Origin of the sequence: Paenibacillus sp. FSL E2-0178 (genome assembly GCF_038593005.1) — a bacterium.
Taxonomy (GTDB): domain Bacteria; phylum Bacillota; class Bacilli; order Paenibacillales; family Paenibacillaceae; genus Paenibacillus_AQ; species Paenibacillus_AQ phytohabitans.
On the sequence record NZ_CP151953.1, the window covers coordinates 1,187,290 to 1,199,537 of the forward strand.

Below are 12,248 nucleotides of genomic sequence, written 5' to 3' on the forward strand. Positions count from 1 at the left end.
GAAATATGCCAGCCGGTTCATCGTAAACCAAGCTTCCCAGTGTAACCAGCATACCTTAAAGGAGTGGAGTGATGCTATTGATTTTATGCCGAAAACTTTGTACTTTTTATCATCTGCCGTCCGCCGCTGCGGCTGCGGTTCTTCTTGCCGCCCCAGACGCTGCCTGCACCCATCAGGAAAGTCGGAACGCCGGCCATCACCAGCACCAGGCACCATTCGCGGAAGCTGAGCGGAACGGTTTTGAATACCGGCTGGAGGAACGGCAGGTACATAACGGCCAGCATCAGGATCACGGATGACAGAACGGCGAGCACCAGTGCTTTGTTCTGGAACGGATTCCGGTGGAATACCGACCGGGAGCTGCGGCAGTCGAAGACATGGATGAGCTGGGCCATAACCAGTGTGGCAAAAGCAACCGACTGGGCCCGCACCAGCTGCTGTGCATTATCCGGAGCAATACGCAGCGTCAGCCAGAATGCGGCCAGAGTGCAGAGGCCGATCAGCAGACCGCGGCTGACGATCTTCCAGCCCAGACGGCGGGCGAAGATATTCTCCTTGGCTCCGCGGGGCTTGTGCTCCATTAAATCCTTCTCCGGCTGGTCTACCCCCAGCGCCATCGCCGGCAGTCCATCCGTGACCAGGTTGACCCAGAGAATCTGGATCGGCACCAGCGGCAGCGGCAGCCCCAGCATCATGGCGAAGAACATCGTCAGTATCTCGCCGACATTCGAAGCCAGGAGATAGCGGATAAACTTGCGGATGTTCTCATAGATATTCCGGCCTTCTTCAATGGCTGCAACTATCGTCGAGAAATTGTCATCCCCTAAGATAAGTGATGATGCTTCTTTGGTTACATCCGTGCCGGTGATACCCATGGAGATTCCGATATCGGCCGCCTTGATTGCCGGAGCATCGTTCACACCATCCCCGGTCATCGCCACCACATGGCCCTGGCGCTGCAGCGACTTGATAATCCGCAGCTTATGCTCGGGAGATACCCGGGCATATACATAGACGTTATCGGACACTTTGTCGAGTGCATCATCGTCCATCCGGGTAAGCTGGCTGCCGGTCAGGACAGTTCCCCCACGCTGCAGAATGCCGAGCTGATGGGCGATTGCTTCCGCAGTCGTTCCATGGTCTCCGGTAATCATCACGGTTTTGATTCCGGCCCGGCGGGTAACTTGAATAGCATCGCGCACTTCACGGCGCGGCGGGTCAATCATTCCGGCAAGCCCTACGAAGACAAGCTGGCATTCTGCTTCTTTCTCGCTGCCGGCCACTTCTCCGGTACGCATCTCGCGGTATGCCATCCCCAGTACGCGCAGCGCACCTCCGGCCATTTCCTCATTGGCCTCCAGCACCTTCTGGCGCAAGGTTGGCGTACAAGGAACTACTCCGCCTTCCCACAGCATATAGGAGCAGCAATTCAGCAGCACATCAGGTGCGCCCTTGGTGCAGATCATCCGTCCGCCGGGATGGCTGACGATTACAGACATCAGCTTGCGTTCTGAATCAAACGGAAACTCCGTTTCCCGGGTATAGGTAACAGCAAGCGTTTGTGCGGTTAACCCCATTTTGGCAGACAGGGTTACCAGCGCACCCTCTGTCGGATCTCCCTTAAGCTCCCACACAGACTGGGTGTCTGCAACCTTTTCGGCTTCCGCGCCTTTGCCCTTCTTCTTGCCGCGTGTATCAGCAATAGTCTCAAAAATCTCAGCATTGCTGCATAAAGCGCCCACCTGCAGCATCCGCCGCAGACTCTGGTCATTCTTCAGATCTACAGGCTTGCCTTTATGGAGTACATGTCCCGCAGGCGAATAACCCTCTCCGGTCACTTCCAGACTCCGTCCGCCGTTCCACACCCGCGTTACCGTCATTTTATTCTGAGTGAGCGTCCCCGTCTTATCCGAGCAGATGACCGAGGCACAGCCCAGGGTCTCTACGGACGGCAACTTCCGGACGATAGCCTTGCGCTTGATCATCCGCTGGACACCCAGGGCTAGAGCAATGGTTACAATCGCCGGAAGACCTTCCGGAATGGCTGCTACGGCCAGACTGACACCTGCCAGGAACATCGCCGGTGCAGGCTGTCCATGCAGAATCCCTGCAAGAACAACGACAATCGTGAGACCCAGGGAGACATAGATCAGAATCTTGCCAAGCTGCTCCAGACGGTGCTGCAGCGGCGTTTCCTGGGTTTCGGTATTCTGGATCAGGTCGGCAATCTTGCCCATCTCGGTATTCATACCGGTGCGGATGACGACTGCCCGGCCTGTTCCCCGGGTCACCATCGTGCCCATGAAGCCGATATTCTTCTGGTCGCCAAGCGGAATCTCTTCGGCATGAATCGCCTCCGCATGCTTGGAGACCGGTAAGGATTCCCCCGTCAGTGCCGATTCTTCGGCGTAGAGGGCGCTGCACTGCAGCCAGCGGACATCCGCAGGGATACGGTCACCGCTCTCCAGCAGGACGATATCACCGGGGACCAGCATTTTGGCTGCAATCAATTCCTGCTTCCCTCCGCGCAATACCTTGGCAGACGGGGCAGACAGCTGTTTCAGTGCCCGGAGCGAACGCTCGGCGCGGAACTCCTGTACGAAACCGAGCACCCCGTTAAGCAGAATAATGGCAATAATCGTAATCGCATCGAGATATTCGCCGAGCAGGCCGGATACCAGTGTCGCACCCATCAGCACCAGCACCATGAAATCCTTGAACTGATTGAGCATGAGCGTAACAGGCGATACCTTTTTGCCCTCCGACAGCTCATTGTACCCGCTCTCTTTACGTCTCTCTGCAGCAGCCTCCGCGCTCAGACCCGCTCCCGGATGAACGCTGAACATCTCCTGCAGCTCCTCTGCACCGAGGCGGTGCCAACTTTTTTGTTCCATGACTTATCTTTCCCCTCCCGGTCGTTTCTTGACTTCCGGCGGCGCACAGCTTTTCCACCTGTTCATGTCCAAGTGTATTCATGGTCGTCCCAAATTATCACCGCATCGGGTTTCTCCTTTTGCGCAAACGAGTGAAAGTATGGCATCATAGGGGGAGTACATTATTTTTAGGCGACAGGAGAACTTTATCATGGCATTAGACGGCATCGTTACCAAAGCGATCGTGCATGAGCTTCAATCCTTCATTGGTGCACGCGTCAGCAAAATATATCAACCCAGCACACATGACCTGATCTTCACCCTTCGCGGTGCGGGCGGCGGCGGCAAGCTGCTGCTGTCAGCGAATCCGACCTATCCCCGGCTGCATCTGACCGAGAGAAGCACTATCAATCCGGCGGAAGCGCCCATGTTCTGCATGCTGATGCGCAAGCATTGTGAAGGCGGCACCATCGAGAGCATCACGCAGGTGGGCATGGAGCGGATCATTCATATCACTATCAGGACCCGGGATGAGCTGGGAGATGTCTCCGCCAAAAAGATCATCATTGAGCTGATGGGACGGCATAGCAACATCATTCTGACCGAGCTGTCCACCGGCACGATTATCGACGGGATTCATCACGTCACCCCGTCAATCAGCAGCTACCGGGTCGTTATGCCTGGAGCAGCCTATACCGAGCCGCCGCAGCAGCATAAGCTGAATCCGCTCGGCATAAGCCAGGCCGCTTTCATCTCGTTGATGGCTTCGGCAGAAGAAGATGCCCTGTATGCTGCGGAGCATCCGGAGGAGCCTGAGGAGGATATGATCGAGGGCGAAATTGCGGGGCTTCTGGCCTCACTGGAAGAACCGAAAGCCGACGGCTCTGGCGGCCCTTCCCCATCAGCCGACCCGGCGGGCTGGCTGGTGCATGCTTTTAACGGCCTGAGTCCGCTCATTGCCGGTGAGATCGTCCACCGCTACAAGGCACTCGGGGGCGATGCCCAGGAGTTCAGCAGCGGGGTAAACCACCCGGACCAGCTGTGGGAAGCCTTCAATTCTGTAATGGAGCCGGTTAGGGAGCTCCGGTTCTCGCCGGTCTCCGGCTTGAATGCCAAAGGCAAGCCCATCTTCTCCGCCATACCGCTGAAGCTGATGGGCGGGAATGTGAAGCAGTACAGCTCCATCAGCACATGCCTGGAGGATTATTACGGGGATAAAGCGGAGAAGGATACCGTGAAGCAGCGGGTAAGCGACCTGATCCGTTTCCTCGGCAATGAACGCGGCAAAAACATCAAGAAGCTTGCCAATCTGCAGAAGGATCTGGACGAGGCCCAGGACGCCGACCAGTTCCGGATCTGGGGCGAGCTGCTGTTCGCTTCCCTGCACACTTTGAACAAAGGGGATAAGACGGCAAAGCTAGTAAACTATTACGATGAGAATCAGGCAGAAATCACTGTTCCGCTAGATCCGCTCTTAAGCCCTACGGACAATGCGCAGCGCTATTTCAAGAAATACAACAAATATAAGAACAGCCTGCGGGTCATTGGCGAACAGCTGCTCAAGACCCATGAGGAGATTGCCTACATGGAGACGCTGCAGCAGCAGCTCGCCCACGCCTCACTGAATGATATCGAGGAAATCCGTGAGGAGCTGGTAAGTCAGGGCTACCTGCGGGACCGCAGCAAAAAGGGCAAAAAGAAGAAAAAGGCCACCCGCCCTACTCTGCAAGTGTTCACCTCTTCTGAAGGCATCGACATCTATGTAGGCAAAAACAACCTGCAGAACGAATATGTCACCAACCGTCTGGCTTCGGCGAACGATACCTGGCTGCACACGAAGGACATTCCGGGTTCGCATGTAGTCATCCGCAGCGAGGAATTCGGCGATGCAACCTTAGAAGAAGCTGCCCAGCTCGCCGCTTACTTCAGCCAGGCGAAGCAGTCGAGCAGCGTTCCGGTAGACAGCACCCTGATCCGGTACGTCCGCAAACCAAGCGGGGCGAAACCGGGCTTCGTCATCTACGATCATCAGCGGACGCTATTCGTCACACCGGATGAAGAGCGTATCAAAGGTCTGGCAAGTGTTCTGCGAAGCTAGTCCCGGCTAACCAAACAACCTCCATCCACTGGCGTCATCGCCAATGGAATGGAGGTTGTTTTTGGTATTGCCGCCCTCTAATTTCATAGGGCAGGTATTTTCACAGGCTGCCGGCCCTTCCTTAAGCGGATCGCTTACCATTCAGGTTCAGGCTCAGCTTCGGGCTGCCTTCAACTGCTCCAGCACAGCTGTGGAGACATGGACACTGCCGATATCCCCGTGGAAAATCACGCCTTGCCGCGCCCCATGGAAATCCGAGCCGCCGGTGACCAGCAGGCCGAATTCCTCAGCCAGCGCAAGATAACGCTCATGCTCCGCCGGACCATGATCGGAATGGTAGACCTCGATTCCGCGCAGAGCACCGGTCTCCAGGATCTTCCGCACCAGTTCATCATCCCCGTAAATGCCGGGATGGGCCAGCACCGCCGCACCGCCCGCTTCCTGTATCCAGCGGCAGGCGGTTTCCGGCGTGATGCGCGGAGGCGATACATACGCCGCTGCACCTTCAGCCAGATATTTATCGAACGCATCCCGCATGTCCGCTGCTGCTCCCAGGCGCACCAGCTCATCGGCAATATGCGGCCGGCCGACACTCTCATCCGGCTTCAGCTCCCGGCCCATGCCCGATAACACCTGCTCCATGCTGATCTCAATCCCCAGCCCGCGAAGCTTGTCTATTATTGCCTCATTTCGCCCCAGGCGGGTATTCCGCTGCTGTTCCAGCCGGGACAGGAACAGCTCCTGCTCTGTATCGATATAATAGCCGAGCACGTGAATCTCTTTCCCTCCGGCCCGCGTACTGATCTCTACACCGGGAACCACCGTAATTCCCAGCCGCCTACCGGCTTCCAGCGCTTCTGCAATACCGCTTACGGTATCATGGTCGGTAATGGCTACCGCTGCCAGCCCTTTCTCATAAGCCAGACGCACATTCTCAGCCGGAGGCTGCATACCGTCAGAAGCCTGTGTGTGGCTATGCAGATCACATCTTCCCGGCGCGGGCCCCTCTTCGATTCCCTGCGTATGTTCACTGTTATTATTCTTCTCTTCCATATGAATCCCCCTCCATTCTCCAAGTTATATCTTGTCTGCGGGTTCCTGCCCCGGACCCCGCCCCAGTACAGACGCCTTAGCCGTTCTATTGCCCGTCCGCATGCTGGCGCAGGAAGGTCAGGAACGTTACAGCCGATATCGGCAGCAGCGTCGACTTCAGATGAATCGCGTAGAACTGCCGTTTGAATGAGGCATCTGTAAGATTGACAATCTTCAGCAGTCCGAGCGCCACCTCATGCTTAACCGATGATGTTGAAATAATCGTAATTCCAAGCCCGGCCTCCACTGCCGACTTCACTGCGCCTGTACTGCCCAGCTCCATCACAATCCGCATGGCACCGGGATCAAGCCCCTTCGCTACCAGCTGCTCTTCCATCACTCTCCGTGTCCCTGAGCCCTGCTCACGCAGCACGAACGGATAGCCGAGCGCATCACTTAGGCTAACTTCAGCCTGGTCCGCCAGCGGATGACCCTGCGGAACGATCAGCTTCAGCTCATCGCCCATGACCGGCTCTATGACCATATCCGGATGGGACACCGGCGCTTCGATCAGCCCGAAGTTCAGCTGGTGTTTGTTAATCTCCTCCATAATCTGCGTGGTGTTCATCACCTTCATCATGATTGAGATGTTCGGGTATTCCCTGCCGAAGGGGCCGAGGAGGCGCGGAAGCACATATTCGCCGATCGTCAGGCTTGCGCCCAGCTGCAGCCGGCCCTCCAGCATATGGGTGAAGGCTGACATCGCCTGATCCGTCTCCCGCATCAGCTGCATACTGCGCAGCGCGAATGGCATCAGCGTGCGGCCGGCTTCGGAGAGCATTATTTTTTTAGTCGACCGGTCAAACAGCTTGGCTCCGAAATAATCCTCCAGCGCCTGAATCTGCATCGTCACTGCGGGCTGTGTCATATGCAGCGTCAGTGCCGCCGCCGAGAAGCTGCCCCGTTCGGATACGGTATAAAAAATATGTAGCTGGTGAAAGTTCATGCTTTTCTGACTCCTTTTCAAAATAACCACTCAAAGTGGCGATTTGCTTCGAATGAATGGCAATTCTTCAAAAAAGGGCACGCAGCCATAAGCCGCATGCCTTCGTTGCCATACTCTCTTCTACTTGCGTCTGCGGCGCTTCTTCATCAGCTTCATGCGGCGGGAGTGGCGCAGCCACGAATAGTATTTCTTGAGATCCCGCAGCTGGGGAGTCGCCGAAATCCGGCCGAGAAACGACACCACCACCATGACGTACAGCGGCTCACCGGAGAGCGTGGTTACGCCCTCAAGCTGCCTGAAATCGACCACAATCACCGTATCATCGTCGATCAGATAGGCATTATACTCACTGTGCGAATAGGGTCTAACCCTGTTCTGCTTCAAGCATTGCCAGATCCATGCCGTCACTTCGCCGTTCCCGTTATTCTCCTCAGCGACCCGGTCCGCATAGCGGCTCTTCGCATGCTGGGTAAGCACGATATCGGCAATCCCGTAGTTATTCAGCACGATATGGAAGGGCTCATACGCCCCCCACCATTCCATCCCCTTGCCATGCATTGTCATCACACTCCACGTAAAAGGGTCTTGGCATGCTCTTATTGTTGTCAATCTTACCGCATTGATGTCTGTTGTTCAAGCATTCCGCCCTCCCTGTGAAGTGTACAGGCGTGAGTCTTAGTGTCCGATCTTGTACAGGCTGATATCGCTGTCATCGACATAGCTGCTGCCTTTGATCATTTTGCAGCTTTTTTTGAAGCGGGCCGCTTCTTCGGACAGATCCTCAACCGAAGCGAATCTGCGGCTGCGGTTGGTTACAACGGCGATGGAGATCGAGACCAGCGGAATCTCCTCCATCCGTCCTGAACGGCTCTCGGTCAGCACAAACTGCTGGGCCAGATGCCCGGCATGATAGAAATCTTGTACCACCATATCGAACGCCCTGATGATGCTCCTGCAGCACTCCTCATATTGATAATGTCTGATGAAGATAATAAAGTCATCCCCGCCGATATGTCCCAAAAAACCGTCCAGACGCAGCGCCTCATGCTTCAGAAGCTCCGCCGTAGCCTGAATCATCCGGTCGCCTTCCTTGAACCCGTATGTATCGTTGTAGGCCTTAAAGTGATCCAGATCAATGTAAAGAACACTGAACTGCTCCTGCAGCAGCGACTTAACCATCCACTCTGTAATACTGACATTGCCCGGCAGTCCCGTTAACGGGTTCAGAAAGCTGGCCGCCACCGCCTGGATTTCCGCAAAATTAAGCAGCAGATCCCGCACGCTCACCGCTCCGGACAATGCGTTCCCGTGGGTGACGATCACATAGTCGTACAGATTCTCTTCGTTCCTGGCCATAGCCAGCCTGCTCACCTCAATGATCGGCGTCTTATAGTCCACCACAAGCGGATTTTTATCCATCACCAGCTCCACGGATCTGCCCATATACAGCGTATAACCATACAGCGTACCGATCTGCTGATAAAAACGGATTCTCATGATGAGCGCTACCGTACAGCCATTGTCAGTTACTGCGACGCCCTGGAGCTGTGGATTCTTTTTGAAAATCTGATCTACGTACTCACATTTGTGATGGATCGTAATTTCCGGAATCTGTTCGGCGATTTCACCAATTTGAAGAAACATGCCTATACCCTCCTCTTACTGGAAACGGCAGTGCCGAAGACGGAAATCCTCCATGCTCAGGCAGATGGGCCGGTCTTCCAAGCGCATAACCTTGACCAAACTCCACTCCCGCCATCTGCAAAAAAAGCAGCTCCTGCGCCGTCTCGATGCCTTCGGCAATCACCCGGGTAGACGAGCGCTCCGCGTATTCCCGGACCAGCTCCAGCAGCTCCTGCTGTTCCCTGCTGCTGTGAATCCCGCGGATCAGCGACTTGTCCAGCTTAATGAACTCCGGCTTCAGGTAGACCAGCGTCTTGAGACTATTGTAGCCGGAGCCGGCATCGTCCACCGCAATTCTGAAGCCCTGTTCGCGATAATGGGACAACACTTTCTCGAATCCGATATAATCCTGCACAGCCTGACGTTCCGTCAGCTCAAACACCACACGCTCCGGCGCAAGCCCCAGCTCCTTCAGGAGGGTAAGGGTTTCACCGCTTTTGTGACGGGAATCATTCAGCACCCCCGGATGCACATTAACAAATACCAGTGTATCACCCGCAGCATCAGCCTCCGGCAGCCTCTCCATATAACGGGACAAGGACATTCTCCGGCAATACTGCTCGAATCTGAACATCTGCTCTGTCCTTCCGGCAAAATCATAGAAATGCTCAGTGCTCGGAAACTGCGGGGAACTGGGCGGACGGTTCAGCACTTCATGTCCGATCGTTATTCCGCTCCGCAAATGCAGAATCGGCTGAAAGTATGTATCCAGCATCTCCTTATCCATAATATCAAGCAGCATCGATAATCTGCCCAGCTCCCTGGCTTCTTCCCTGAATCTTCCGCTCAGATGCTGAAAGTATTGCGGCAGCGCCGCCAGCTTGCGGGACAGTGTCCCTGATTTATTCATTTTATCACCTGTATGTTTTCTTCGTGAATTTTTGTCACCCTCTCTCCAGCATAGTCCGGAAGTATTAAGCAGGTATAAACTATTGGCGGCAGTCAACGGTTTCCGGCAGTAATTTAGGACAGGCCCGGACTGGTATAGCGTCAGATTCACACTAGTAAAAATCACTTAGGCAAAACGTCTGCTGAGGGTCTGCAGTGATCCGGTTATGGTATATGCCTAGGAGTATCCGGTATGCTTAATTGTACTTTGTACAACTAAATCCTCTGATTCTCCCCCCCCCTCTCTATTTAGTTGTATTTCGTGCAATTAAAGTGGCTGTAGCAGAAGGTTTCCACCGATTCTGGCAGATTTAGTTGTACAGAATACAGTTATACGGAGCAAACACATCTATTCGCGGTTTTTAACTGTACAAAGTACAACTATCACTGATTATCCAATTGAAACTGGATACACAAATTGCTGCATTAAATGAGCTGTCGTACTAACCGGAACATACTTAAGGTATTTCCAGGTACAGCAAATAACCTCAGGCCCGCATTGGCGGAATGAGGTTAGGTTAGCAACACAAAAGAACATGAGACTTATAGGATACGTTAGAATTAAAGCTCAGTTACAGCTCCAGGCCGACTCCGCTCATTCTGAGCTCCAGCATCCTGGCGATCAGGCTGCCCAGATGGGCGCCGGCCTCTACCGGAGGAGTACCTCCCTGATGAATGTTAGATAGAACCATCCGCTGGGAATCTGTCATTCCGGAACGCGGCCTGTAGCCAAGATAAGCACTCATGGACCGGGAGGTGATCAGTCCCGGACGTTCTCCGATCAGCATTACAATCACTTCGGGCTCCAGAATATCTCCAATAGCATTCATACAGCCGACCCTGGCCTTCCGCACAAAAAACGGCGTCCCCGCAGTAAGCCCGTGAACTGCCAGAGAGTCCAGCAGCGCCGGATAAATATCCCGCAGGTTGCTCTCAATGGCATAGGCACTTAGTCCGTCTGACACCGCAATCTGCACCTGCGGAGCCTGGATACAGCGCTCCCGCAGAAGCCGGATACTGCTCTCCGGCAGCTGCCGGCCCAGATCCGGCCGTTTCAGGTACAGCTCCTTGTCTGTCACCTCTGAGTCAATTGCAAACAGCTCCAGCTCATCCAGCAAGGTGCTGCTGACGCTGCCGTATACTGAATCGACTGCAGCCGCATGATCCAGGCGCAGCTGCAGCTGCTCACGGGTCGTCGGCCGTGTTCCTGCCCGGCCTGTGCCGATCCGCGCCGGTGTAGCCTTACGCAATCTTTCCATTCCCTCCGGATCGTGGAATACCATGCTTGCTCCTCCTTCATTGTTTAAATGAACCGCGTCGGATCACCGGCAAGTACAGTCAGTCGGCCATTCTTCAGGATGCCCATTTTTTCCGCCCAAGCTGAGAACTCTGCCCCCGGCTGCAGACGCAGCAGCTCCCGTACAGTAGCAATATCATGAAAGCTGGTCGACTGGTAATTCAGCATGCAGTCATCCGCCATCGGTACCCCGATGAAGAAGTTTACTCCGGCGGCCGCCAGGAGGACAGCTAAGTTATCCATGTCATTCTGGTCTGCCTTCATGTGGTTCGTATAACAGACATCCACACCCATCGGGAGTCCCTGGATCTTGCCCATGAAATGATCCTCAAGCCCGGCCCGGATTACCTGCTTGCTGTCATACAGGTACTCGGGTCCGATAAAACCGACGACGGTGTTCACCAGAAACGGCTTGAACGCTTTGGCCAGTCCATAGCAGCGGGATTCCAGTGTAAGCTGGTCCACACCGTGATGACCGCCCGCTGACAGCTCAGACCCTTGCCCCGTCTCGAAATACCAGCGGTTCTCCCCGCTGGCCGTGCCGGACTCCCGGATCAGCTGATCCGCCTCCTGCAGCAGCCGCAGATCAATCCCGAAGGATTGGTTACCGCTCTGTGTACCGGCAAGACTCTGGAAGATCAGATCCGCCGGAGCCCCCTTGGATATCGCTCTCATCTGGGTGGTCACATGGGCAAGCACACTGTTCTGCGTCGGTATGCCCCATCTGTGAATGACCTCTTTGGTTTCGTGGAGGAGGCGGATAATATTGTCTGTTGTATCAATGACAGGATTGATACCGATTACCGCATCCCCGATTCCGTAGCTCAACGCTTCATAGATTGAGGCCTTCATCCCCAGCGGATCATCCGTAGGATGATTGGGCTGGGCCCGGCTCCCGAGCCGGCCGCGTTCTCCCATCGTAGTATTGCAGCGGGTAATCACTTCACACTTGGCCGCGGCCTGGATCAGATCCAGATTGGACATCAGCTTGGCAGCCGCAGCAGCCATCTCACTATTCAGGCCACTGCCGATCCGGCGCAACTCACTCTCAGAGGCAGCAAGCAGCTGTTCTCTCAGCTCTCCAACCGTCCAGCTGCGGATCGTTTCGTAGACCGCTTCTTCGACTCCCTCTTCGATCACTCTGGACACCTCGTCCGTCTCGGGCGGCAGCAGCGGGTGGCTGCGGATATCCGCCAGCGTCAAATCGGCCAGCACAAGCTTGGCTGCCATCCGTTCGCGGTCGTCCGCTGCAGCGATTCCGGCAAGCTGGTCCCCGGACTTTTCTTCATTCGCTTTGGCGAACAGCTCCTTCAGATCATGAAACAGATAGCTCTCGCCAAGCAGGGAGACTGTCAGCTTCATCGGTTATCA

9 protein-coding genes are annotated in these 12,248 nt (G+C 55.1%); 1 reads left to right on the forward strand and 8 read right to left on the reverse strand.

The genetic code is table 11. From position 1 onward, the window contains the following. Positions 1-83 precede the first annotated feature (83 nt). On the reverse strand, positions 84-2,894 hold the full coding sequence (locus tag MHI42_RS05330; protein WP_076245435.1) for a calcium-translocating P-type ATPase, SERCA-type: 2,811 nt from the start codon (positions 2,892-2,894) through the stop codon (positions 84-86). 190 nt (positions 2,895-3,084) lie between these two features. Between MHI42_RS05330 and MHI42_RS05335 the strand changes: the two genes are divergently transcribed. After that, complete coding sequence (locus tag MHI42_RS05335) at positions 3,085-4,971, forward strand: NFACT RNA binding domain-containing protein (protein ID WP_342423024.1); 1,887 nt, start codon at positions 3,085-3,087, stop codon at positions 4,969-4,971. Positions 4,972-5,124: 153 nt separating this feature from the next. Here MHI42_RS05335 and MHI42_RS05340 read toward each other — a convergent pair whose 3' ends face one another. The 7 genes from MHI42_RS05340 to MHI42_RS05370 form a co-directional block, all read right to left on the reverse strand. Beyond that, a complete protein-coding gene (locus MHI42_RS05340) occupies positions 5,125-6,024 on the reverse strand; it encodes a PHP domain-containing protein (RefSeq protein ID WP_342423025.1) in 900 nt (299 codons plus the stop codon). 85 nt (positions 6,025-6,109) lie between these two features. Further along, complete coding sequence (locus tag MHI42_RS05345; RefSeq protein ID WP_171716441.1) at positions 6,110-7,009, reverse strand: selenium metabolism-associated LysR family transcriptional regulator; 900 nt, start codon at positions 7,007-7,009, stop codon at positions 6,110-6,112. A 120-nt stretch (positions 7,010-7,129) separates the two neighbouring features. Beyond that, the gene (locus tag MHI42_RS05350; RefSeq protein ID WP_171716548.1) at positions 7,130-7,567 is read right to left on the reverse strand and encodes a hypothetical protein; all 438 of its coding nucleotides are present in this window, start codon (positions 7,565-7,567) and stop codon (positions 7,130-7,132) included. A 117-nt stretch (positions 7,568-7,684) separates the two neighbouring features. After that, entirely contained in the window at positions 7,685-8,653 is a 969-nt protein-coding gene (locus MHI42_RS05355) for a GGDEF domain-containing protein (protein WP_342423026.1), read from the reverse strand. Then, a complete protein-coding gene (locus MHI42_RS05360) occupies positions 8,634-9,542 on the reverse strand; it encodes an EAL domain-containing protein (protein ID WP_342423027.1) in 909 nt (302 codons plus the stop codon). Before MHI42_RS05360 ends, MHI42_RS05355 begins: the two co-directional genes overlap by 20 nt. Before the next feature lie 610 nt (positions 9,543-10,152). Continuing rightward, a complete protein-coding gene (gene eutC / locus MHI42_RS05365) occupies positions 10,153-10,863 on the reverse strand; it encodes an ethanolamine ammonia-lyase subunit EutC (RefSeq protein WP_342423028.1) in 711 nt (236 codons plus the stop codon). A gap of 20 nt (positions 10,864-10,883) precedes the next feature. Further along, positions 10,884-12,239 carry an ethanolamine ammonia-lyase subunit EutB gene (locus MHI42_RS05370; RefSeq protein ID WP_342423029.1) on the reverse strand — a complete coding sequence of 452 codons (1,356 nt, stop codon included), beginning with the start codon at positions 12,237-12,239 and terminating at the stop codon, positions 10,884-10,886. Positions 12,240-12,248 lie beyond the last annotated feature (9 nt).